Below are 23,710 nucleotides of genomic sequence, written 5' to 3'. Positions count from 1 at the left end.
CGAGCCGGGCTATTCCCGGTCGTGCGGGCCGGGCGGATGCGGCTCGGCCGGTCCCGCCTCGGTGGGCGCGTCCGGCCCGGCCTTCCCGGGTAAGACAGGTGGTTCGGAGCCGGGCGGACCGGACTCTTCACGCGCCTCGGGACGCTGGGTGGGCAGCTTCTCGGTCTCGGCTTCGGCGCCCGGCACCCGTTCCTCGAGGCCGCTGCGGCCGAAGAAGTCCTGGTCGCCCCGGTCGAGACCGGGATCGGTCAGCGCGCTCTCGCTGCGCAGGCTGAACGAGGCGAGCAGCCCGCCGCCGATCAGTGCGATCAAACCGACCGCGGTGAACGTGATCGGCAGCACCCGCGACCACAGCGCCAGCCGGTCGCGCTCGTCGCGGGCCGCGTTGACCTGGGATTCGACGGTGTCTTCGTTCGAGGTGACCTTGTAGTCGGCGAGGGTGAGCTCCGGCTTGAGCGGGTCGCGGGCGAAATAGTGGTCGGCGTGCTCGGTCTGCTTGACGATGGTGCCCGACACCGGGTCCACCCAGAATGTGCGCTGCGCCGCGTAGTAGCGGGTCATGGTGATCTGCTCGTTCGGATCGCCGCCCTGGACGCCCCACATCGACGCCGAGGTGGTCTGTTTGGCGTCCTCGTTGCCGGCCAGCAGCGACGGGTACGCGACCGGAGCCACCAGCTTGCCGTCGGAGTTGTAACCGACGTTCTGGGTGAACTTGTACGTGGAAAGCCCGTTGACGTCTTCCTGGGCTTCATAGTTGACGTCGAACGCCTTCTGCGCGATCGGATCGAAGTAGGGGTAGGTCTTCTTCTCGGTGTTGAACGGGAACCGGTAGGACAGCCCGTCGTGTCGCAGCGGCATCGCAGTGGGCGGGTTCTCGTCGTTGACGGCGCGCGGCTTCTGGACCGAGCCGCCGGCATGGGTGTCGTCCGAAACGGCCAACGCGGTCTTGCGATTGAGCGTGACGGTGTCGACGATCGCCAGCAGCAGCCCGCTGTCCTTCTGTTTGTCGGTTCGCCGCAACGAGCTGCCGACCTGCAGCGTGACCACGTCGGCGTTGGCGGGGGACTCGACGCTGATCTGCCGCTGGGAGACGAGCGGCACGTTCTGGTTGACGACGACGTGGTCGGTCGACAGCGACGAGGAGTCCAGTGCCGTCCCGGTGCCGTCCCCGACCAGCGTGGCATCGATGTCCAGGGGAACCTTGGTGATCCGGCTGGTGGTGTACGTCGTCAACAGCAGCGCGGCGATCAGCAGGGCAGCTCCGAGGCCGATGATCCCGCATGCGGCGAACCGCAACATGACTGCTCGGTTCACGTCGCTGTGCCCTCCTCGATTCCTTGCTTCATCAGCCGCGACCCGACCCGAGCAGCAGCCCGGGGCAAACTCGTTTGACCCTAACAGCAGAAAGTAAGGCGGCGGCTTACCAACCTGTTGAGGTCCCCCCGGTGTACCCATTCGGCGTGCATGGCACCACAGGCACACTGTGGTGGTGAGCGATGACCAGCGGGTGGGCGGGGTGCGCAGCTTCCTGCCGGCCGTGGAAGGCATGCGCGCCTGCGCGGCCATGGGCGTCGTCGTCACGCACGTCGCGTTCCAGACCGGGCACTCCAGCGGCGCCACCGGCAGGCTGTTCGGCCGCTTCGATCTCGCCGTGGCGGTGTTCTTCGCGTTGTCTGGTTTTCTGCTGTGGCGCGGACATGCCGCGGCGGCAAGGGATCTGGGTCCCCGCCCGGCCACTGGCCACTATCTGCGGTCCAGGGTGGTCCGCATCATGCCCGCCTATGTGGTCGCCGTCGTCGTGATCCTGACCCTGTTGCCCGACGCCGATCACGCCAGCCTGACGGTGTGGTTGGCCAACCTCACGCTCACCCAGATTTACGTGCCGCTGACGCTGACTGGCGGCCTGACCCAGATGTGGAGCCTGTCGGTGGAGGTCAGCTTCTACCTGGCGTTGCCGATTCTGGCCCTGCTGGCCCGCAGGCTGCCGGTGCGGGCCCGGGTGCCGGCGATCGCCGCGCTGGGGGCCCTCAGCTGGGCGTGGGGCTGGGCGCCCATTCATACCGGGTCCGGCACGAATCCGCTCAACTGGCCGCCGGCGTTCTTCTCCTGGTTCGCCGCCGGCATGCTGCTGGCCGAGTGGGTGAACAGTGGGGTCGGGGTGCCGCATCGCATCGCGCGCCGGCGCCTGGTGATGGCCGCCGTCGCGGTCATCGCGTACCTGATCGCGGCGTCACCTCTGGCCGGTCCCGAGGGTCTGGTGCCTGGCACCCCCGGCCAGTTCGCGGTGAAGACCGCGATGGGCTCTGTGGTGGCCTTCGCGCTCGTCGCCCCGCTGGTGCTCGATCGGGTGGACACGCCGCATCGCGTCCTGGGGACCACCGCCATGGTGACCCTGGGGCGGTGGTCCTACGGGCTGTTCGTGTGGCACCTGGCGGCGCTGGCCATGGTGTTCCCGGTGCTCGGGACGTTCCCGTTCACCGGCCGCATGCCCACGGTGCTGGTGCTGACGCTGATCTTCGGATTCGCGATCGCCGCGGTGAGCTACGCGCTGGTCGAGTCGCCGTGCCGAGAAGCGTTGCGCCGCTGGGAGAAACGCGACAGGCCGGACGAAAAGGCCCAAGCCGTCGACGCCGAGGCGGACGCGATCGCGCCCTAGCTCGCCTCCGCGGCCGCCAGGCGCTCCAGGATCTCGGCGCGCACCGCCGAGCGGCGGGCCTTGCCGGCGTCGTCGCGCAGCGGGGTGTCGACGAACTCGACGGTGTGCGGCACCTTGTGCCCCGCGACTTGTTCACGCAGAAACTCTTGCACCCCAACGGAATCCAGCTCCGAACCGTCGATCGGATGCACAAGCGCGTATGGCACCTGGCCGAGATCCTCGTGCGGGACACCGACGACCAGGCAGGACAACACATCCGGGTGCGCCGACAGCGCGTTCTCGATTTCGGCGGGGTAGACGTTGCGGCCGCCGACGGTGAACATGTCGACGCGGCGGTCCGAGAGAAACAGGAAGCCGTCGGCGTCGAAATAGCCGAGATCGCCCAGCGAGTCCCAGCCGTCGCGGGTCTTCGCCGTGGCGCCGACGTAGCGGTAGGTGGGCGCGCTGCCCGGGCCGGGCCGCATGTAGATCTCGCCGACCACGCCGGGCGGGCAGGGGTTGCCGTCGTCGTCGAGCACCTTCATCTCGCCGGCGACCACAACGCCGACCGAACCGCGGTGCGCCAGCCACTGGTCCCCGGAGATGAACGTCAGCGCCTGTAATTCGGTGCCGCCGTACAGCTCCCATACTTTCTCCGCGCCCAGCAGGTCGATCCACGCCTGCTTGATGGCCGGCGGGCAGGGCGCGCCAAGGTGCCAGAACCGCCGGATCGAGGACAGGTCGTAGGCATCCGGGTCGGCCTGGTAGACCGGTAGCGTCCGCTGCATGATCGTGGGCACCGTCGTCAGGAACGTCACGCGATGGTCGGCGATCAGCCGCAGAAACCGCTCCGGTTCGAACCGGCTCATCAGCACCAGGTGATGGCGCATCAGCAACGCGATCGTCGCGGTGGTGAAGCCGGTGTTGTGCGACAGCGGCACCGGCACCAGCGTGGTGTCGCCCTCCTGGGCGCCCAGCGGATAGCCGATCGCCGACGGTATCCGGCTGTCGCCGCCGGACTCGATCAGCTTGGGCCGCCCGGTGCTGCCGCCGGATCCCATCGCTTTCCACACCGGCGAAACCGCCTCCGGCAGCGGGGCGTCGGACAGCGCCGGATCGGGCGTGAAATCCATTGGCACGCTGGGTATCTGGCGATGCTCGCGCCCGACCAGCAAGGCCGGCGGTCGCAACTCGAGCAAGCCCGCCAGCTCCGCGTCGGGCAACCGCGCCGATAGCGGCTGCGGCACCGCGCCCAGCTTCCAGCACGCCACCGCGGCCTGGATCCACTCGATTGAGTTGGGCAGCACCATCGTCACGTAATCGCCGACACCGACACCGCGCTCGGCGTAGGCGCGGGCCAACCAATTCGTCGAGCGGTCGAGTTGGGCGCGGGTCAGGGTCACCCCGTCGCAGGTGACCGCCGGCTCGTCGGGCGCGAGTTCGGCCAGCGCCGAAATCTGCGTACCGATCGGCGGGATCGGCTCACTCATACGCGCCCTGTCGCTCGAAGATGCGGCGCGGGTTCTCCACCAACATGGTGTGCAACTGCTCGTCGGTGACGCCGCGTTCCTTGAGCGCCGGGATGACGTCGTTGTGAATGTGCAGGTAGTGCCAGTTCGGGGCCATCTGCGGCACCAGCTCCTCGGGGAGCGCGTCGAAGTAGCAGTTGGCGTCGTGCGAGAGCACCATCCTGTCGGCATGCCCGCGCTCGCACATCTCCGCCACGATCCGGACCCGCTCCTCGAATGGTGAGATCACGTCGAGGCCGAACCGGTCCATGCCCAGATACGATCCGGCCGCGATGAGCTCTTCGAGATAGCCGATGTCGGTGCTGTCGCCGGAATGCCCGATGACCACCCGGGTCAGGTCGACGCCCTCTTCTTCGAAGATGCGCTGCTGCTCGAGGCCGCGCCGCAGGCCGGCGTGGGTGTGCGTGGAGATCGGCACCCCGGTGCGTTTGTGCGCCTGGGCGACGGCGCGCAGCACCCGCTCGACGCCGGGGGTGATGCCGGGCTCGTCGGTGGCGCACTTGAGGATTCCGGCCTTGATGCCGGTGTCGGCGATGCCCTGTTCGATGTCGCGCACGAACATCTCGGTCATGATCTCCGGGCCGCCCAGCAAACCCCCTGGACCCTCGTAGTGGAACCGGAAAGGCACGTCGTTGTACGTGTAAAGCCCCGTTGCCACAACGATATTCAGCTCGGTCCCGGCTGCCACGCGGGCGATGCGCGGGATGTAGCGGCCCAGGCCGATCACGGTGAGGTCGACGATGGTGTCCACGCCACGGGCCTTCAGCTCATTGAGCCGGTCGATGGCATCGGCGACACGCTGGTCTTCGTCACCCCACGCTTCCGGATAGTTCTCCGCGATCTCGGTGGTCATGATGAACACGTGCTCATGCATGAGGGTCACGCCTAATGCGGCGGTATCGATGGGCCCGCGAGCGGTATTGAGTTCTGACACGCCACTGATGCTAGGTCGGCCGGCACGTGACCAACAGAGCCGTTTTGCTTCAGGTGCCCCGAGGGCCGCCCTATTGCAGTACCGTCACCCTCGTCTTGGTCGAGAACCCGCTGGGAGTCACGTCATGTTGCTCAATCCGAATAACCTGCAACGCCGGTACCCAGACCGTCGCTCGGGGGAGATCATGGCCGCGACGGTCGACTTCTTCGAGTCGCGGGGCAAGGCCCGGTTGAAGTCCGACGATCACGAACGAGTGTGGTACTCGGAGTTTTTGGACCACATCGGCCGGGAGCGCATCTTCGCGTCATTGCTGACCCCGAGCGCCTACGGGGCCGACGACTGCCGCTGGGATACCTACCGGATCAGTGCGTTCGCCGAGATCGTCGGCTTCTACGGGCTGAACTACTGGTATCCCTTCCAGGTCACCGCGCTGGGCCTGGGCCCGATCTGGATGAGCGCCAACTCCGATGCCAAGCGCAAGGCGGCCGCGTTGCTCGAAGCCGGCGAGGTCTTCGCCTTCGGCCTGTCGGAACAGACGCACGGCGCGGACGTCTACCAGACCGACATGAATTTGACGCCTTCGCTGGATGGCGGCTGGACCGCCACCGGGGAGAAGTACTACATCGGCAACGCCAACGTGGCCCGGATGGTCTCGACCTTCGGCAAGTTCGACGGCACCGACGAGTACGTGTTCTTCGCCGCCGACTCCCAGCACGATCGCTACGACCTGATCAAGAACGTGGTGAACTCGCAGAACTTCGTGGCCAACTACGCGCTGCGCGACTACCCGGTCACCGAGGCCGACATCCTGCACCGCGGTCCCGAGGCCTTCCACGCCGCCCTCAACACCGTCAACGTCTGCAAGTACAACCTCGGCTGGGGCGCGGTCGGCATGTGCACCCACGCGATGTACGAGGCCGTCACCCACGCGTCCAACCGCATCCTCTACGGGACCGTCGTCACCGACTTCACCCACGTGCGCCGGCTGCTCACCGACGCCTACGCGCGGTTGGTCGCGATGCGGCTGGTCGCCACCCGAGCGTGCGACTACATGCGCAGCGCGTCGGCCGAGGACCGCCGCTACCTGCTGTACAGCCCGCTCACCAAGGCGAAGATCACCAGCGAAGGCGAACGCGTGATCACGGCGCTGTGGGATGTCATCGCCGCCAAGGGCGTGGAGAAGGACACCATCTTCGAGGCGATGACGCGTGAAATCGGGCTGCTGCCAAGGCTGGAGGGCACGGTCCACATCAACATCGGGCTGCTCGCCAAGTTCATGCCCAACTTCCTGTTCGCCCCCAACAGCGCGTTGCCGTTGCTCGGCCGCCGGGACGACGCGGCCGACGACGCCTTCCTGTTCGCGCAGGGGCCCACCGGCGGGCTTGGCAAAGTGCGCTTCCATGACTGGCGCGCGCCGTTCGACACCTTCGGGCATCTGCCCAACGTCGCGCTGCTGCGCTCGCAGATCGACGTGCTCGCCGACATGCTGGCCGGCGCGACCCCGGATGCCGCGCAGCAGAAGGACATCGACTTCGCCTTCGCCGTCGGTCAGTTGTTCGCGACGGTCCCCTACGCTCAGCTCATCCTGGAGGAGGCCGGGCTGTCGGGCGTCGACGAAGCGTTGATCGACGAGATCTTCGCCGTGCTGGTCCGCGACTTCAACGCTTTTGCCGTGGAGTTGTCCGACAAGCCCGCGACGACGGACGAACAAGCCCGCTTCGCGCTGCGGATGATCCGCCGGCCCGCCCACGACCCGGCGCGCTACGACCAGATTTGGAAGGATCACGTCCTTCCGCTGAATGGCGCGTACGCGATGCGGCCGTGAGCTGGCGCTCCCGCGGGCCGGGCGCCCTCGAGCGTGCAGTTAGTTTCACGCTGGGCCGCGAGCGTCAAGTTAGTTTCACGCTCAACAGTGGTCCTGGTCGGGCGACGTCAAGGCGAGAGGCGATGGCCCGCGCCCACCCTTGACTGTGAGCTCCATCACAGTAGGATGACCAGTGGTCATTAAGTTGAGGAGGGTCATTGCCAACGGTCACCTGGGCGCGCGTCGATCCCACCCGTCGCGCCGCGATCATCGAAGCCGCGGAGTCGGAGTTCGGGGCCCATGGGTTCTCCCGGGGCAGCCTGAACGTCATCGCACGCCGCGCCGGGGTCGCCAAGGGCAGCCTGTTTCAGTATTTCGCGGACAAGCGTGACCTGTATGCGTTCATCGCCGACATCGGCAGCCAGCGGGTGCGGGCCTACATGGAGGACCGCATTCGCGAACTCGACCCGAGCCGGCCCTTCTTCGACTTTCTCACCGATTGGCTCGACGCGTGGGTGGCCTACTTCGCGGACCATCCGCACGAACGCGCGCTGCACGCCGCGGCGACCCTGGAGGTCGACACCGAAGCCCGCGTCAGCGTGCAGAACGTCATCCACCGCCACTACCTGGAAGTGATGCGCCCGCTCGTCCGCGAGGCGCACATCCGCGGCGACCTGCGCGCGGATTCCGACACCGATGCGCTGTTGTCGTTGCTGCTGTTGATCTTTCCGCACCTGGCACTGGCGCCCTACATGCGCGGGCTGGATCCGGTTCTGGGGCTCGACGAGCCGACCCCGGAGCAGCCCGCACTGGCGGTGCGCCGGCTCGTGTCCGTGCTGACCGCCGCGTTCTCGGCCGCGCCGAAAACCCCGCCGGTCAGTTCAGCCCCTAAACGATCTGAGGAGGTCACATGAACAGAACCCGTATAGCCTCGATGGTCGAGGGCGGTCTGAACTGGGACAGCTTGCCGCTCAAGCTTTTTGCGGGCGGCAACGCGAAATTCTGGAATCCGGCCGACATCGACTTTTCCCGCGATCGCGAGGACTGGGAACGCCTGACCGAGGACGAACGCCACTACGCGACCCGGTTGTGCGCCGAGTTCATCGCCGGCGAGGAATCGGTGACCCAGGACATTCAGCCCTTCATGGCCGCGATGCGGGCCGAAGGCCGGCTCGGCGACGAGATGTATCTGACGCAGTTCGCCTTCGAGGAGGCCAAGCACGTCCAGGTGTTCCGCATGTGGCTGGACGCCGTCGGCATCACCGAGGATCTGCACGACTTCCTCGAAGACGTGCCGACCTACCGCACGATCTTCTACGAGGAGCTGCCGGACTGCCTGCACGCGCTGACGGTCGATCCGTCGCCGGCCGCCCAGGTGCGGGCGTCGGTGACCTACAACCACATGGTCGAAGGCATGCTGGCGCTGACCGGTTACTTCGGCTGGCACAAGATCTGTGTGGAACGCGGCATCCTGCCCGGCATGCAGGAGTTGGTGCGGCGCATCGGCGACGACGAGCGACGGCACATGGCGTGGGGCACCTTCACCTGCCGGCGCCACGTCGCCGCCGACGACGCCAACTGGGGTGTCTTCGAAACCCGGATGAACGAGCTGATGCCGCTCGGCCTGCGTCTGATCGAGGAAGGCTTCGCCCTCTACGATCCGATGCCCTTCGGGCTGTCGGTGGACGAGTTCATGCAGTACGCCGCCGACAAGGGGATGCGACGCTTCGGCACCATCTCGAGCGCCCGCGGGCGCCCGCTGGGCGAGATCGACCTCGACTACTCACCGCTGCAGCTCGAGGACACCTTCGCCGACGAGGACGAGCGGGCGCTGGCGGCCGTCTAGCGGCGGAACCTCACTCGACCTTGTCGTCGCCCGACGAGGAGCCGCTTTCGGATTCCCCGACCCATACGGTTTTGGCGTTGACGAATGCGCGGATGCCAAGCCCCGCGAGTTCGCGTCCGTACCCGGACCGCTTGACGCCGCCGAACCCCAGCTCGGGATAGGACACCGTCATCCCGTTGATGAAGACCTGGCCGGCCTCGATGTCGTCGATGAACCGCTGCTGCTCGGCCTCGTCGTTGGTCCAGGCGTTGGAGCCCAGGCCGAACGTGGTGGCGTTGGCGATCTCGATGGCCTCGTCGATGTCCGCGGCCCGGTACATCGACGCGACGGGGCCGAACACCTCCTCGGTGTAGAGGGCCATGTCCTTGGTGATGTCGGTGACGACGGTCGGCGGATAGAACCACCCCGGCCCATCGATGGGCTTGCCGCCGAGCCGCACCTTGGCGCCCGCCGCGGCGGCGTCGTCGACCTGCTTGGCGATCTCATCGCGGCCCGATTCGGTGGCCAGCGGGCCCACGTCGGTGTCCGGGTCGGTCGGGTCGCCAACTGTCAGCGCCTCCATCTGCTCGGTGAACTTGTCGACGAACGCGTCGTAGATGTCGGTGTGCACGATGAACCGCTTTGCGGCGATGCACGATTGGCCGTTGTTCTGCACCCGGGCGGTCACCGCGGTCTTGGCGGCCTCGTCCAGGTTGGCCGACGGCATCACGATGAACGGGTCGCTGCCGCCTAGCTCGAGCACGGTCGGTTTGATCTCGTCGCCGGCGATGGCCGCCACCGACTGGCCGGCCGGTTCGCTTCCGGTCAGGGTCGCAGCCGCGACCCGCGGGTCGCGCAGGATGCGCTCGACCGCGCTGGAGGAGACGAGCAGGGTCTGGAAACATCCCTCGGGGAAGCCGCCGCGGGCGATGACGTCGGCGAGGTACAGCGCGCTCTGCGGCACGTTCGACGCGTGCTTGAGGATCCCGACGTTGCCCGCCATCAGCGCCGGTGCGGCGAACCGCACGGCCTGCCACAGCGGGAAGTTCCACGGCATCACCGCCAGCACCACCCCGAGCGGCTGGTAGCGGGTGTAGGCCTTCTTCGCGCCCACCGCCTCGGCGTCGGCCGGCTCGTCGGCCAGCAGCTGCTCGGCGTTTTCGGCGTAGTAGCGAAAACCCTTGGCGCACTTCAGCGCTTCGGCCTTGGCCGACTTCAGGGTCTTGCCCATCTCCAGCGTCATCATGGCCGCGACGTCGTCGGCCTCGGCCTCCAGCAGGTCGGCGGTCGCGTTTGCCCACTGGGCGCGCTGGGCAAACGTGGTGTTGTGGCGGTAGTCGAGGAAGCGGTCGTAGGCACGGGCAATCGCGGCATCGACTTCTTGATCGGTGGCCGCGGTGAAGGTCTTCACTGTTTCGCCGGTAGCCGGGTTAATGGTGGCGATGGGCACGTCGGCCCTCCTTCATCGGGTTCGTGGCTGAAAAGTCCAACACCTAGCCTGCCACTATCGTTCCCCTAAGGGAGGTGTCGGATGAGCAAGGCCGCTGAGCTGATCGTCAAGTGCCTGGAAAACGAGGGTGTTTCCGTCGTGTTCGGGGTTCCCGGCGAGGAGAACATCCGGTTCGTGCAGGCGCTCGCGTCGTCGAGCATCCGGTATGTGCTCACCCGGCACGAGCAGGCCGCCTCGTTCATGGCGGAGATGTACGGCAGGGTCACCGGCCGGGCCGCGGTGGTGTCGGCCACATTGGGCCCCGGCGCGATCAACATGCAACTCGGTGTCGCCGACGCCACCACCAACAGCACCCCGCTGGTCGCCATCTCCGCGCAGGTGGGCCACGACCGGGAGTTCAAGGAGTCGCACCAGTACGTCGACCTGGTGTCGATGTTCGCCCCCATCACCCGGTGGGCGGCCGGCATCCCTACCGCGCGCGCCATCCCCGAGATGGTCCGTAAGGCGTTCAAAGTCTCCGAGGCGGAGCGGCCGGCCGCGGTATATCTGGCCGTGCCCGAGCACATCGATGCCGACGAGGCCGACTACGACCTGCGACCGTTGCCTCGCAACGTCGTACGCGCCGACGCCCCGGCCCCCCGCCAGGTGGCGCGCGCCGTCGACGTCCTGCGCAACGCGAAGCGGCCGGTGCTGCTGGCCGGGCACGGCGCCGCGCGCGCCGACGCCACCAAAGCCCTGGTGCGCTTCTCCGAGGAATTCGGCATCCAGGTCGCCAACACCTTCCACGGCAAGGGCGTCATGCCCGACGATCACCCCAACAGCATCGGCACGCTGGGCTTCATGCGGCACGACTACGTCAACTTCGGGTTCGACAACGCCGACGCCGTCATCGCCGTCGGCTACGAGCTGCAGGAGTTCGACCCGGTGCGGATCAACCCGCAGGCCGACAAGAGGATCATCCACATTCACCGGTTCCCGGCCGAGGTCGACGCGCACTACTCGGTCGACGTGGGAATCATCGGTGACATCAGCGATTCCTTGAACGCCCTCACCGACGCGCTGTCCGGTCACACCTTCGCTCACGCCGCCGACGTCCCCGGCTCGGGTCTGCTGGCCGAGGAATTCGAACGGGGGCAACAGGATTCGCGCTACCCGCTGGCGCCGGCGCGGGTGGTGGCCGACACCCGTGCGGCGCTGGGCCGCAGCGATGTCGTCCTGGTCGACACCGGCGCGACCAAGATGTGGATGGCCCGCCTCTACCCGACCTACGAGCGGAACACCTGCTTGATCTCAAACGGGTTGTCCACCATGAGCTTCGCCCTTCCCGGGGCGCTGGGCGTCAAGCTCGCCCAACCGGAGGCCAAGGTGCTGGCCGTCGTCGGCGACGGCGCATTCCTGATGAACTCGCAAGAGATCGAGACCGCCGTGCGCGAGCGGATCCCGCTGGTGGTGCTGATTTGGGAGGACGGAGGTTACGGCCTCATCGAATGGAAGATGGACCTCGAACTCGGCGAGCACTACTACGTGAAGTTCAACAACCCGGACGTGGTGACCTACGCGGAAAGCTTCGGCGCCAAGGGATACCGGATCTCTCATGCCGAGGAACTGCTGCCGACCCTGCGGACCGCGCTCGACGACGACGGCGTCTCGCTGATCAGTTGCCCGGTCGACTACTCCGAGAACCTGCGGCTGACCGACCGCCTCGGTGAGCTGGACGAAACGCTGTAGTTCGGGAAACCGTTGCAGATGTCGGAGCGTGATCGTGACGAATCGGGTCGGCCGCGAAATGCCCGGCCGCGCGACGCATTTGGCCGACCACTTCCGCCCGGCAGCGCGGGCGTGCCACGCGTCCCCGATGACCTGGCGCTGGCGCCGGCCGAGACCCTCGCCTATGCCCAGGATCTGCTGGATCGCGGTCTCGCCTTCAACGCCCACGAGGTTTTAGAGGCCGCATGGAAGAACGGTCCAACCAACGAGCAGCCACTGTGGCAAGGCCTGACGCAGCTCGCGGTGGGGATCACCCACGTCCAGCGGGGCAACCCGAAAGGGGCAACCACGTTGCTCCGCCGCGCGGCAGGCCATCTCGGCGACGCGGACCGGCCGGCGCCGCACGACATCGACGTCGCCGGATTGGTGGGCTACGTCGACGCGCTGATCGACGACGTTGCCGCCGGAGTTGATGTCACCGCGTCGCGGCTACGGCCCCGCCTCCTGATCTGATACGTCGGTTAGCTCCGACAACGTCGGCTCCGCCGGGTACGTCACGTGCCCGCGCTCGTCGACGACGGGCGTGGCGCCCCATTGACCGAGCCGGTGCTGACGCGGGACGGACCCGCTCATCAGGTGCCATACCGTCCACCCTTGCGCGACAAGGTTGTTCGCGATCAGCTGCCGGTGGCATCGCCAGGGCATCGGCTCGCCACACATGATCGCCAGTCGGTGTGACCGGGCCAGGGTGATCAGCCGGGTGAGGCCGCGCTGGTATTCGCCGGTGAGGGTGTAGTCGGCGTAATTCTTGAAGCTCGCGTTTTGCCAGCCGGCGTTGATGGCGGGATCGACGCTTTGCTGACGGCGGCGTCCGCCGAGCTCGGGAAGGTGGATGTAACCGACGCCGGCGTCACCCAGCCAGCGCGCCATCTCTGCGCTGCCGAACTGGGGGCTGCGTCGCGAGCCAGGCTGAGCGCGCACGTCGGCGAGCAGGTCGATGCGGGCGTCATCCAGGGGCTCCAAGAAGGTCGGCACCGGGCATGTCCAGTGTCCGATGGTCCAGATCTCGTCGTGCTCGCCCATGGTTGTGCCGTGCTCGTTCTAGTCGATCTTCTCCAGGGCGTCGCCCTTGTGCATCGCGACGTGGTCGGTTTTGTCGCTTTTGATCTCGTATTGCGGGTCGTCTTCGGTGCAGTGCCGTTTGTGGCCTTTGTACTCGGTGTCGCGGGTGTGCTTTTTCACGATGGTGCCGCTCACCCGGCCGGCTTCGGAATTCCACCTGACGTGATCTCCGACTTCGAACTGTTTGGGCACCGCGCCTCCTTCGCATACTTCGTGTCACGGCTGAACCTTCGGTCGCCAAGACGAGTACCCGCTAACGGCCGGCGGCATGATCGAATGGCTCATGCTGTTCCGTCAGCTGGAATACTTCGTCGCGCTCGCTCAGGAGCGTCACTTCGCGCGCGCCGCGAGGGCCTGTTACGTGTCGCAGCCCGCGCTGTCGGAAGCGATCCGCAAGCTCGAAGCCGAACTCAACGTCCCGCTGGTGCGGCGCGGACAGAAGTTCGAGGGCCTGACTCCAGAAGGTGAGCGGCTGGTGCCGTGGGCGCGGCGCATCCTGGCCGACCGCGACGCCATGGAACAGGAAGTCACCGCGTTGCGCGCCGGCCTCACCGGCGAATTGCGGCTCGGCGTGGTGCCGGCCGCCTCGACTACCGTTGCGCTGCTTACGGATCCGTTTTGCGCGGCACACCCCTTGGTGCGCGTTCGGCTCGAGGTGAACCTGCGCTCGGCCGGGATCGTCGACCGGGTCCGCAACTTCGAATTGGACGCGGGCATCCTCTACCCCGACCAGCAGGACACGGCCGATCTGCTGGTGACTCCGCTGTACCACGAGCAGCCGGTGCTCATCGCCGCCGCCGAGCTGCTCGGCGGCAAGGCGGAAACCATCGCGTGGTCCGAAGCCGTGCAGCTACCGCTGTGTCTGCTCACTCAGGGCATGCGCGGCCGCCGGCTCATCGACGACGCGCTGGCCACCCACGGCCTGCAGGTCACCCCGCAGCTGGAAACCGATTCCGTGGCCGCGCTATTCGCTCACGTTCGCGCCGGCCGGTGGGCGAGCATCGTGCCGCAGCCGTGGATTCACACCCTGGGCGTACCGGTCGGGGTCAGCGTGCTGCGGCTGCGGCGCCCCTCGGTCACGGCGCTGATAGCGCTGGTGACCAACAGGGCGGAGCCGGGCTCGTTGCTGGCGCGCGCATTGCGACGAACCGCGCGCGAGGCCCGCATCGGTGCGACGCTCAGCGAGTTACCCTGACCCAGCCTCGAGTGATCGGCGTTGCCTATCAGCCGGTCGGAACCGCGTCTTTGACACGACGTGAGCGCCCTCTGAGACTGGGATTGATTCCGCTCAAGGAGGACTTCAATGGCCAAGTGTGTGATGGTGCTCTACCCCGACCCCGTCGATGGCTACCCGCCGACCTACGCGCGCGACAGCATCCCGACGATCCACGCATATCCCGACGGCAGCACCGTGCCGACTCCGTCCAAGATCGACTTCACGCCCGGTGAGCTGCTCGGCTGCGTCTCGGGTGAGCTGGGGCTGCGCAAGTTCTTCGAAGACGCCGGGCACGAGTTGGTGGTGACGTCGGACAAGGAGGGCCCCGACTCGGAATTCGAGCGTGAGCTGGCCGACGCCGACATCGTGATCTCGCAACCGTTTTGGCCGGCCTACCTGACGAAGGAACGCATCGCCAAGGCGCCCAAACTGAAGCTGGCGTTGACCGCGGGCATCGGCTCCGACCACGTGGATCTGGACGCCGCGAAAGAACGCGGGATCACCGTCGCCGAGGTGACGTACAGCAACAGCATCAGCGTCGCCGAGCACGCGGTGATGCAGATCCTCGCGCTGGTGCGCAATTTCGTGCCGTCGCATCGGTGGGCCGCCGAAGGCGGCTGGAACATCGCCGACTGCGTCGAGCGCGCTTACGACCTCGAGGGCATGGACGTCGGCGTCATCGCCGCCGGCCGGATCGGGCGTGCGGTACTGCGCCGGCTGGCGCCGTTCGACGTCAACCTGCACTACACCGACACCCGCCGGCTGCCGCCGGACGTGGAGAAACAACTCAACGTGACGTTTCACCCCGACGTGGAGTCGCTGGTGCAGGCCGTCGACGTGGTGTCCGTCCATTCACCGCTGTACGACGACACCCGCAGGATGTTCAACGAGCAGCTGATCTCGACGATGCGGCGGGGCTCCTACATCGTCAACACCGCCCGCGCCGAGGAGACGGTCCCGGAAGCGATCGTCGCCGCCCTGAAATCCGGGCAGCTCGCGGGCTACGCCGGTGACGTGTGGTACCCGCAGCCCCCGCCGCCCGACCACCCCTGGCGGACCATGCCGAATAACGCCATGACGCCGCATGTTTCGGGCACCACGTTGTCCGCTCAGGCGCGTTACGCCGCCGGCACCCGGGAGATCCTGGAGAGCTGGTTCGCCGGCAAGCCCATCCGTCCCGAGTACCTGATCGTCGAGGGCGGACGGCTCGCGGGCACCGGAGCGCTGTCCTACCAGAAGTAGGACAGCCTCACCCGGCGCTGGTCGCCGTCGACAGGGCCATCGGTGGCACGTAACCGCCGACCAGGGCGCGATGCCACCAGGCCCGGTCACGGCGCAGCTCCGCCGGTGTGGTGAAGCGATACTGGTAGAGCTGGGCCCGCACCAAGCGGGGCGGAGATTCGGGAAAAGGGTTGTGGCGCAACAAGCGTAGCGTCGCCCGATCGTTTTGCAGCAACCGCTGCATGAAGGGCCTCAGCCATGGCTGCGCGTAGCCGGGCGAGATCGCGGCGAACCACATCAGCCAGTCCAGACGCAGATGATACGGGGCCCACTGTCGCGGCAACCGGCGCACCGCCCCCGGCTTGCCCTTGAATTCGTATTCCTTCCAGACGGTTTGGGCGGTGATCAGCGCCTCGTCGGTGCCTTCGATCACCACCTCCCGACGGATCCGCCCGACACTGCCGAACGCCCCGTAGGTGTTGACCAGATGAAACGAGTTGAACGACATATTCATTCGCTGCCGCGACGACAACATGTTGGCCAACGGCCAGTAGCTCATGAACAACACCGCGGCCGTCACCGCGATTACCAGGCCGACGAACCACGGCGGCTGTGACAAATTCGCCGCCAGACCCCCGTGTGCCGGAACGAGTCCCTCGGGCAGCAGCATCGCCACCGACGCGTCGTCGATTGCGCTGAACGCCAGCACTATCGTCACCCAATTGAGCCAGGCGAAATTGCCCGAGGCGACCAGCCACAGCTGGGTGACGACGATGATCGCGGCGGCCGCGCCGGCCACCGGCTGCGGGGCGAACAATCCGAACGGCACGATCAGCTGCGCGAAATGGTTGCCCGCCACCTCGATCCGATGCAATGGCTTGGGCAGATGGTGGAAGAACCAGCTCAGCGGCCCAGGCATCGGCTGCGTCTCATGGTGGTAGTACAGACACGTCAGGTCGCGCCAGCACGGGTCGCCGCGCATCTTGATCAGCCCCGCACCGAACTCGACGCGGAACAACAGCAGCCGAACCATCCAGAGCGTCAGCACCGGCGGCGCCACGGCGTGGTTGCCCAAAAAGATCATCAGGAACCCGGTCTCGAGCAGTAGCGATTCCCAGCCGAATGAGTACCAGGTCTGTCCGACGTTGACGATCGACAGGTAAAGCACCCACAGCGTCAGCCACATCGCCATCGCCGCCCACAGCGGCACCGCGTCGGCGGCCCCGACGGCGACCGCCGCCGACAGTGCCGCGCCGAACCACGAGACGGCCGAAAACAGCCGATCGGAATAGCGCAGGTGGAAAAGGCTCGGCGTGCGCCAGAAGGTTTGCCTGGCCAAGAACTGCGGTATGGGCAGAATGCCGCGCTCGCCGATGAGCGCGCGAAACTGGACCGCGGCCGCGAGGAAGCCGAGCAGGTAAATCACCGCTGCGCCGCGCTCGAGCACCAGTCTGCCCACCCAATATTCGGGTGCCGAAAACCAGTCCATGGCGCGTGACTCCTCGGTTGGTGGCGGTTACGCCAACCCGCGTATCCAGTCAATCAGCCGGTAAACGGGTAGCCAAGAGCTCGGCCGACTATTCGTCGCGCGGCGCCTGCGCACGTTCGGGTACCGCAACCACCGAAGCGGCAAGCACCGCAACCGAAATCAGTGCCAGCAGCTGGACACCGGCGGAATGGCCGGCGTAGCCGTCGGCCGAGCGCCAGGGCTGCCGCGACAGCGCCGCCCCGGCCAGGATCAGCCCGCTGGCACTGCACACCACGCTGAGGCGTTCCCAACGCCGCCGGCGCAGCGCGTAGCGCAGGCCCAGGGCGATGCCCATCACCACCACACCGCCCCACCCGGCGATCAGGCCGGCCGCAGCCAGCGCCGCGACGCTCGCTGATGCGCCGGGCCGCCACGGCCGTGCGGGCTCGGTCGGGTCGTCCTTTCGCCGAGTGCGCCAGAGCGCGAGCATCGCGAGCAGCGGAAGCAGGGCCAGCCCCACCGCCAGGCCCGCGCGGTAGAGCGAGTTGGAGGCGAACGTCAGCGTGATGGTGCCCGGGTCGCCCGCGGGCACCACCCAGCCCTGTTGCCACCCGTTGACGGCGATCGGCGTCAAGCGGGTCCCGGCGCTGGTGTGTGCCACCCAACCCGGGTTGATACTTTCCGGAATGACCAGCACCCGGGAGGTGGCCGAGGCGGGCGCCTGCACCTCGCGGCGGGCCGGGCCCCAGGCCCGCCATGACGAAACACGCACCGGCTGTGCGGTTTCGGGGGCGGCGGAGGCGGTCAGCTCGGCCCCGTCGACGACGAACTGGGCGCCGGGGCTGACCAAGAGCTCCTGTTGACCCGCGGGCAGCGCGATCGGGTCGCGCTCGCAGGGCACCGCGGCCAGCGGCGCGTCGTCCAGGATGGCCCCCACGGTGGTGTGAATCGCGGTGTGCACGAACCGGCCCGCGACCGCGATGACGGGTCCGCGGTCGCATCCGACGCCGATCTCCCGGCCGCGGTTGCGTGCCGCGTCGCCCGGTGCGATCGGGTTGCCGTCGGCGCCCAGGGCCGCGACCTCGGCCAACCCCGGCGGCTTGAGCTGGTCGAAACCCAAAGCGTTGCGGTCGATGACGTCTTGCCAATTCAGCAGGCTGATCGTCACGGTGTCGGTCACCCGGGGTTTCAGCGGCACAATCTGCGTCCCGTCGGGTCGTACCGCGGCGGCCTGCGGGCCGTCGCCCAGGTTGATGGCCACCATCGTCGGGTGGGCGGGCAAGGTCGACCTGCTCGGGACCAGTCGCAACCCGGTGACCTGGGTGGGGCGCGGCAGCGTGAGCGTCAGGGTCGGCGGGGTCTTGTGCTGCACCACACGCTGCGGCGCCGTCCACGCCGTGGCGGGGTCGCCGTCGGCGGCCGCGTACGCGGAGCCGAGAACGTCGACGGTATCCGAATCACCATGAGCCACGGTGACATTCGGTTCAGTGATCAGGTCGGCCAGCTTGGGGCCTTGGCGCGGCCGCACCCACACCCTCGGGGTCACCCACGTCGCCGTCGGCACGGTCAGCGTACGGCTGAAATTGACCGGTTCCTCCGGTGCCAGGGCCATCGACGGCGCGCAGCGCACGCCGTCGGGAGCTGGTGCGCAACCCGGCCTGCCCAGCAGTTCCGATCCCAGATCCCACCCGGCGACCGCCGATCCCGGCGGCGGCCCGGGCACCCGCACGGTGTGCCGCAGCTCGACCTGGTGGGCGAATCCGGACGCGTCGTATTGGGTGATCGACAGGTCGGTGATGCCGAACTGCACCCCGGCGGACCCGTCGTCGGTTCCGGCGGCGGTGATTCGCACCCAGGGGGTCTCGCCATAGGGCAGTGCCGCGGCCAGCGGCTTGCCCGGCTCGTCGAAGCGCAAAGTGGTGCTGCCGGTGGCGGTCTCGATCAGGATTCGGCGCACCTGGGCGCCGACGGCGGTGGCGCTGGGCGTCAGCGTGATCGCCGCATTGGTCACCGGGTGGTCGAAGTCGATCCGCATCCATTGACCGACGGCGGCCTGCAGCGAGTTCGACACCCAGGCCGTCGCCGAATCCCCGTCGATCGCCGCGGCGGGGGAGGTGGCCGGCGCGACGTCGGGCATCGCGGTGGAATCCGACGACGAACTCGATACCGTGATCCGCCCGCCGGACCAGGCGCCGGCGACCGGGTCGGCGCCGGGGACGGGGTAGTCGGGCACCCGGTTGTAGGTGTGCCGCGCATCGCCGGGGGCGCGGATCGCCGACGAATGTTGTTCGACCCGGCCATAATCCGTCTCCCGCGCCACCGGGGTGTCGGTGATCATCACCCCCGCATTCATCGGCAGCCCGGCGCCCCGCGCGTCCGCGGAAAGCAGCGTGGGGCCCAGCGGCGGCTGACCCAGCAGTCGCCGGCGCTCGTCGAGGCGCAGCAGCGCCTCGGGTCCGCCGTCGACCCGGGCCAGCCGGTCGGTATCGACGAAATACGGTGTGGCGGGGTCGGTGTCGCCGCCGACCCGATAAATCTCGACCGCCGGGTATCGCGGCCGCAGTCCGCTGTCCGCGACGAAACCCGCCAGGGTGCCCGGCCCCACCGGCGCGCCGAACTGTGCGACCTTGCGCAGCCCCGGTGACCCATCGACCGCGCGGTGCACCAGGACCGGGCGCGCCGAGCGCGACGTGTCGGGGTCCAGGTCGTTGCGCAAAGCCAGGTAGGAAATGCCTTGGCGGGCAAGGGTATCGGCTAGCCCCGCCGAGGGCCGGCCGGCGGCCAACAAGCGCTGCACCGAATCCAGCGCCCGGATGGTCTGCGGCGGGGTCAGCGGGATGGAATCGCGAACACCCCATGGGCTGGTGCCCAGCACCTGCAGCGGCTCGTCGTGGCTGGTGCCCCACACCTGGGTGGCGAACGGCGCGCCCGGAACCACGAGTACCCGCCCGGGGGTCGGCGCCCCGGTGTTGTGTTCGGTGAGCCAGTCGGCGGCCTCGTGCCAGTACTGCGGGATCGCGGTGAAGGTTCCGGGCGGGGCCAGCCGGCCGGTCCACGCCAGTGACGTGCTGACCATCAGCGCCGTCACGACGACGATCGCGGCCGCGACGCGCTTGTCACGCTCGGGATGCGCAAAGGACCGCAGCCACACCAACATTGGTGCGTCGCCCGGCAGCGGTATCCGGCCCAGCAACTGCGCGAGGCCCAGCACCACCGGGATCCTGATCACCGAACCGAGCTTGTGCACGTTGCGCAGCGGGGCGCCACCGGCGTCCAGGAAGGCCTGCACCGCGTGCGCCACCGGCGAGCCCAGGCCGCCGCTGTATCCGGCGGCCATCAACACCACCCCGGTCAACAACATCGTCACCAGCCGCCCGCGCGCCGGCATGGCCGGGCTGGCCAGCCCCGCCAGTCCGGCCGCGGCGACCAGGCAGGTTCCGAGCACGGCGGCCGACCCGGTCACCAGCGGAGCGCCCGCGGTGGCGGTCGGCGCAACGTACGGGGTCCAGCTGTCGGTACCGCGCAACATCTCGACCAGTGACGACCATTGCGTCGTCACGCCGGAGGACTCGATGAAGTCCAGGAACGGGGGGCTGATCGCGCGCAGCATCACCAGCGCCACCACCCACCACAGCGTGGCCAACAGCAGCGCCACCAGCCACCACCCGGTGTACCGCCACCACAACCGGCTCGGCCGGTGGCACGCCCACCAGATCACCGCCGGCAGGCAGCCGGCCAGGGTCGCGATGGCGTTCACCGCACCCATCAGCGCGACGGCCAGCCCCGCCTGCCCGGCCAGCGCGCGCACCGACCGGTGGCCGGAGCCTCGCAGTGCCAGGATCGTGGGCAGCAAGGCCCACGGCGCCAACATCATTGGCAGCGTTTCCGACGAGATCGAGCCGAGGGTGGTCAGCACTCGAGGCGACAGCGCGAATGCGACCGCGGCGATCACCCGTGACGCCGGGCTGCCGATCCGCAACGCCTCGGCGACCCGTAGCAGCCCCCAGAAGCCAACCGTGAGCAGCAGCGCCCACCACAGCCGCTGGGTGATCCAGCCGGGCACGCCCAGCGCATGGCCGAGGAGAAAGAAGCTGCCGTGCGGAAACAGGTAGCCGTAGGCCTGGTTCTGCGCCTGCCCGAACGGCAGCTCGCTGTTCCACAGATTGGTTGCCCGGGCCAGAAAGCGCAGCGGGTTGGCGGTGAGGTCGAGCTTGGTGTCGGGGGAGATCCGCCCGGGCGATTGAATGAACGTCAGGGCCAGCGCGACCGAACCGACCAGCCACAACCATCGCCGCGACACCGGCTCGGCCGTCGAGCATGAGACCGGCGCTCCGGTCCCCGTCTCCGACCGGCTAGCTACGGTTGCCGTACTCGACCCGGTTGAGCACCGACGACTGCGGATCGCCCCCGGGAAGTGGCGGCTTCGTGTCTTGCTGGACCATCAGCGTGATCCCGAAAATCGCGGCCGCGCCGAGCAACAGGCCAACCACAACGCTCGCTGCGGCGGGCGCAACGATCCGGTTCATTCGACGGCTCCTGAGTGTCGGCTTGCGGTCGTGACTTTCAACCTAGCGCCAACCTAGCAGAAGCCCGCGCCGCCACCGGGCCGCCGGTCACCAGTGCAGACAGTGTCCGTGCACACAGCGGTCGCCGTATTCCACCTGATAGAGACCGGCCGGGAGCGCGGGGCGCTGAACGGGTGGCACCTGCACCAAGCTGTGGTCGGCGACGGCGAGCGTGATTCCGACCGTCGTCGCCACCCCGGCGGACAAACCGACCGCGACGCTGACCGCGGCGGCCAACGTGAAACGGTTCATCGCCGGCTCCCTCCCTGCCAGTCAAAAGGCGCCCCGACAAGCCCCAGACCCCTGATCAGCAACGTACCGCTGATGCCCCCTGGAGCCGGGTACGAAACGCCCGTCGTGAAAGCATGGCCCGATGGCATTTTCGCGCACCTTCGCCGTGCTCGCAGTCGCGTCGGCGCTGGTGGCCGGCTGCGGCCACCACGCCGCACACCCGCCCCGCCCGTCGACTTCCACGTCAAGCAAGCCGATGGCCGCCCCGGCGCCGCCGGTGTGCGCCGACCCGTCGGCGGTCCCGGCCACCCTGAACATCCGCGACAAGCTGGCCCAGCTCTTGATGGTCGGTGTGAAGAACGCCGACGACGCCCGGGCCGTCGTCAACGGCTATCACGTGGGCGGAATCTTCATCGGCAGCTGGACCGACCTGTCGATCTTCAAGGGCCCGCTGGCCGACATCACGGCCAAGGCGGGCCCCCTGCCGCTGGCCGTCAGCGTCGACGAAGAGGGCGGCCGGGTCTCGCGGCTGAAATCGCTGATCGGGACGTCGCCGTCACCCCGGGAGCTGGCACAGACGCAAACCGTCCAGCAGGTGCATGACCTGGCCGCCGACCGCGGCAAGAAGATGCACGACCTGGGCATCACCGTCGACTTCGCGCCCGTCGTCGACGTCAGCGACGAGCCCGACGACGCCGTGATCGGCAACCGCTCGTTCGGCGCGGATCCGGCCACGGTCACCGACTACGCCGGGGCCTATGCGCAGGGGTTGCGGGAGGCCGGGCTACTCCCGGTGCTCAAGCACTTCCCCGGCCACGGGCACGGCTCGGGTGATTCACACACCGGGGGTGTGATCACGCCGCCGCTGGACAGTTTGCAGAACAGCGATCTGGTGCCCTACCGGACGCTGGTGGCCGCTGTGCCGGTCGCGGTGATGGTGGGCCACTTGCAGGTTCCCGGACTCACCGGCGACGCCCCGGCCAGCCTGAGCCCCGAGGCGGTGCAGCTGCTGCGCAACGGCGTCGGCTATAAGGGCCCGCCGTTCACCGGGCCGGTGTTCAGCGACGACCTGTCCAGCATGGCCGCCATCTCCGATCGGTACGGGGTATCGGAGGCGGTGCTGCGCAGCCTGCGGGCCGGCGTCGACGTCGCCCTGTGGGTCACCACCGACGAGGTGCCTGCGGTCTTGGACCGGTTGCAAAAGGCTGTCGCGTCGGGGGAATTGCCGGCCCAGCAGGTCGACGAGTCGCTGGTGCGGGTGGCGACGATGAAGGGCCGCAGCGCCACCTGCGGTCACTAGTTCGTATGCCGCGGCGCCGCGTTGCTTACTCTTGAGTCAGATAGACGGAGAGGCAAGCGATGGCGGGTGGTACCAAGCGGTTACCGCGTGCCGTCCGTGAGCAGCAGATGCTCGACGCCGCCGTGCAGATGTTCTCGGTCAACGGCTATCACGAGACCTCGATGGACGCCATCGCCGCCGAGGCGCAGATCTCCAAGCCGATGCTGTACCTGTACTACGGCTCCAAGGAAGATCTGTTCGGCGCCTGCCTGAATCGGGAGATGGGTCGGTTCATCGACGTGGTGCGCGCCGACATCGATTTCCGGCAGAGCCCCAACGACATGCTGCGTAACACCATCGCGTCGTTCATGCGCTACATCGACGCCAATCGGGCCTCCTGGATCGTGATGTACACCCAGGCCACCAGCTCGCAGGCGTTCGCCCACATGGTCCGAGAGGGACGCGAGCAGATCATCGAACTGGTGGCCGGGCTGATGCGGGCGGGCAGCCGCAACCCGCGCTCCGAGCGGGAGCACGAGATGATGGCCGTGGCCCTGGTGGGCGCGGGCGAGGCGGTCGCCAACCGGCTGTCCGCCGGCGACGTCGACGTCGAGGAGGCGGCCCAGCTGATGGTCGACCTGTTCTGGTACGGCCTCAAGGGCTCGCCGGCGGAACGCGAAGCGGCCGCGGCGGGCGGCTCGGACGCCGCGGGCGACTAGGCCTA

General features: G+C 68.1%; 20 protein-coding genes. 10 read left to right on the top strand and 10 right to left on the bottom strand.

The features are described 5' to 3' along the window. Window positions 1-9: 9 nt before the first annotated feature. Window positions 10-1,314, bottom strand: coding sequence for a cell envelope lipid trafficking protein PgfA (gene pgfA, locus AC5Y4T_RS11705; RefSeq protein WP_499917755.1), 1,305 nt, complete (start codon window positions 1,312-1,314; stop codon window positions 10-12). Window positions 1,315-1,483: 169 nt separating this feature from the next. On the opposite strand from pgfA, the gene AC5Y4T_RS11700 reads away from it, so the two are divergent. Further along, entirely contained in the window at window positions 1,484-2,656 is a 1,173-nt protein-coding gene (locus AC5Y4T_RS11700) for an acyltransferase family protein (RefSeq protein ID WP_499917756.1), read from the top strand. Here the strand turns inward: AC5Y4T_RS11700 and AC5Y4T_RS11695 are convergent. Next, on the bottom strand, window positions 2,653-4,125 hold the full coding sequence (locus AC5Y4T_RS11695; RefSeq protein WP_499917757.1) for an AMP-binding protein: 1,473 nt from the start codon (window positions 4,123-4,125) through the stop codon (window positions 2,653-2,655). The two genes, AC5Y4T_RS11700 and AC5Y4T_RS11695, sit on opposite strands and share 4 nt — an antisense overlap. Beyond that, window positions 4,118-5,098 carry a phosphotriesterase family protein gene (locus AC5Y4T_RS11690; protein ID WP_499917758.1) on the bottom strand — a complete coding sequence of 327 codons (981 nt, stop codon included), beginning with the start codon at window positions 5,096-5,098 and terminating at the stop codon, window positions 4,118-4,120. The genes AC5Y4T_RS11695 and AC5Y4T_RS11690 overlap by 8 nt, the downstream gene beginning before the upstream one ends. A 124-nt stretch (window positions 5,099-5,222) precedes the next feature. On the opposite strand from AC5Y4T_RS11690, the gene AC5Y4T_RS11685 reads away from it, so the two are divergent. The 3 genes from AC5Y4T_RS11685 to AC5Y4T_RS11675 all read left to right on the top strand — a co-directional run bounded on the left by AC5Y4T_RS11685 (window position 5,223) and on the right by AC5Y4T_RS11675 (window position 8,748). Continuing rightward, on the top strand, window positions 5,223-6,923 hold the full coding sequence (locus tag AC5Y4T_RS11685; protein ID WP_499953046.1) for an acyl-CoA dehydrogenase family protein: 1,701 nt from the start codon (window positions 5,223-5,225) through the stop codon (window positions 6,921-6,923). A gap of 197 nt (window positions 6,924-7,120) precedes the next feature. Next, a complete protein-coding gene (locus AC5Y4T_RS11680) occupies window positions 7,121-7,816 on the top strand; it encodes a TetR/AcrR family transcriptional regulator (protein ID WP_499953045.1) in 696 nt (231 codons plus the stop codon). Beyond that, the gene (locus AC5Y4T_RS11675; RefSeq protein WP_499948278.1) at window positions 7,813-8,748 is read left to right on the top strand and encodes a R2-like ligand-binding oxidase; all 936 of its coding nucleotides are present in this window, start codon (window positions 7,813-7,815) and stop codon (window positions 8,746-8,748) included. Before AC5Y4T_RS11680 ends, AC5Y4T_RS11675 begins: the two co-directional genes overlap by 4 nt. Before the next feature lie 10 nt (window positions 8,749-8,758). On the opposite strand, the gene AC5Y4T_RS11670 is transcribed toward AC5Y4T_RS11675, so the two are convergent. Beyond that, window positions 8,759-10,177: an NADP-dependent succinic semialdehyde dehydrogenase gene (locus tag AC5Y4T_RS11670; RefSeq protein ID WP_499917762.1), complete on the bottom strand. Its 1,419-nt coding sequence runs from the start codon at window positions 10,175-10,177 to the stop codon at window positions 8,759-8,761. 81 nt (window positions 10,178-10,258) lie between these two features. On the opposite strand from AC5Y4T_RS11670, the gene AC5Y4T_RS11665 reads away from it, so the two are divergent. Both AC5Y4T_RS11665 and AC5Y4T_RS11660 read left to right on the top strand, forming a co-directional pair. Further along, window positions 10,259-11,905: an acetolactate synthase large subunit gene (locus AC5Y4T_RS11665; RefSeq protein WP_499953044.1), complete on the top strand. Its 1,647-nt coding sequence runs from the start codon at window positions 10,259-10,261 to the stop codon at window positions 11,903-11,905. A gap of 18 nt (window positions 11,906-11,923) precedes the next feature. Next, a complete protein-coding gene (locus AC5Y4T_RS11660) occupies window positions 11,924-12,397 on the top strand; it encodes a DUF309 domain-containing protein (RefSeq protein WP_499953043.1) in 474 nt (157 codons plus the stop codon). Here the strand turns inward: AC5Y4T_RS11660 and AC5Y4T_RS11655 are convergent. Together AC5Y4T_RS11655 and AC5Y4T_RS11650 are read right to left on the bottom strand one after the other, a co-directional pair. Further along, a complete protein-coding gene (locus tag AC5Y4T_RS11655) occupies window positions 12,374-12,967 on the bottom strand; it encodes a DUF488 domain-containing protein (RefSeq protein ID WP_499917765.1) in 594 nt (197 codons plus the stop codon). The two genes, AC5Y4T_RS11660 and AC5Y4T_RS11655, sit on opposite strands and share 24 nt — an antisense overlap. Window positions 12,968-12,985: 18 nt before the next feature. After that, a complete protein-coding gene (locus tag AC5Y4T_RS11650) occupies window positions 12,986-13,198 on the bottom strand; it encodes a hypervirulence associated TUDOR domain-containing protein (RefSeq protein ID WP_499917766.1) in 213 nt (70 codons plus the stop codon). A gap of 91 nt (window positions 13,199-13,289) precedes the next feature. Here AC5Y4T_RS11650 and AC5Y4T_RS11645 point away from each other — a divergent pair, with 91 nt between their 5' ends. Further along, the gene (locus tag AC5Y4T_RS11645) at window positions 13,290-14,201 is read left to right on the top strand and encodes a LysR family transcriptional regulator (RefSeq protein WP_499953159.1); all 912 of its coding nucleotides are present in this window, start codon (window positions 13,290-13,292) and stop codon (window positions 14,199-14,201) included. A gap of 108 nt (window positions 14,202-14,309) precedes the next feature. Beyond that, window positions 14,310-15,464 carry an NAD-dependent formate dehydrogenase gene (locus AC5Y4T_RS11640; protein WP_499953042.1) on the top strand — a complete coding sequence of 385 codons (1,155 nt, stop codon included), beginning with the start codon at window positions 14,310-14,312 and terminating at the stop codon, window positions 15,462-15,464. A gap of 7 nt (window positions 15,465-15,471) precedes the next feature. On the opposite strand, the gene AC5Y4T_RS11635 is transcribed toward AC5Y4T_RS11640, so the two are convergent. The 4 genes from AC5Y4T_RS11635 to AC5Y4T_RS11620 all read right to left on the bottom strand — a co-directional run bounded on the left by AC5Y4T_RS11635 (window position 15,472) and on the right by AC5Y4T_RS11620 (window position 21,728). Beyond that, window positions 15,472-16,932: a lipase maturation factor family protein gene (locus tag AC5Y4T_RS11635; RefSeq protein WP_499953041.1), complete on the bottom strand. Its 1,461-nt coding sequence runs from the start codon at window positions 16,930-16,932 to the stop codon at window positions 15,472-15,474. A gap of 88 nt (window positions 16,933-17,020) precedes the next feature. Next, window positions 17,021-21,211 carry an alpha-(1->3)-arabinofuranosyltransferase domain-containing protein gene (locus tag AC5Y4T_RS11630; RefSeq protein ID WP_499953040.1) on the bottom strand — a complete coding sequence of 1,397 codons (4,191 nt, stop codon included), beginning with the start codon at window positions 21,209-21,211 and terminating at the stop codon, window positions 17,021-17,023. A 52-nt stretch (window positions 21,212-21,263) separates the two neighbouring features. After that, a complete protein-coding gene (locus tag AC5Y4T_RS11625; protein WP_007769006.1) occupies window positions 21,264-21,437 on the bottom strand; it encodes a DUF2613 domain-containing protein in 174 nt (57 codons plus the stop codon). An 87-nt stretch (window positions 21,438-21,524) separates the two neighbouring features. Continuing rightward, a complete protein-coding gene (locus AC5Y4T_RS11620; RefSeq protein ID WP_499953039.1) occupies window positions 21,525-21,728 on the bottom strand; it encodes a DUF2613 domain-containing protein in 204 nt (67 codons plus the stop codon). A gap of 121 nt (window positions 21,729-21,849) precedes the next feature. Between AC5Y4T_RS11620 and AC5Y4T_RS11615 the strand changes: the two genes are divergently transcribed. Both AC5Y4T_RS11615 and AC5Y4T_RS11610 read left to right on the top strand, forming a co-directional pair. Further along, window positions 21,850-23,007: a glycoside hydrolase family 3 N-terminal domain-containing protein gene (locus AC5Y4T_RS11615; protein WP_499953038.1), complete on the top strand. Its 1,158-nt coding sequence runs from the start codon at window positions 21,850-21,852 to the stop codon at window positions 23,005-23,007. A gap of 59 nt (window positions 23,008-23,066) precedes the next feature. After that, window positions 23,067-23,705 carry a TetR/AcrR family transcriptional regulator gene (locus tag AC5Y4T_RS11610; RefSeq protein WP_499917772.1) on the top strand — a complete coding sequence of 213 codons (639 nt, stop codon included), beginning with the start codon at window positions 23,067-23,069 and terminating at the stop codon, window positions 23,703-23,705. Window positions 23,706-23,710: the final 5 nt, after the last annotated feature.

It is taken from the genome of Mycobacterium sp. NGS11 (assembly GCF_059813315.1).
The sequence above is the reverse complement of the archived record's forward strand: the minus strand, read 5'-3'. Positions and strand labels throughout refer to the sequence as shown.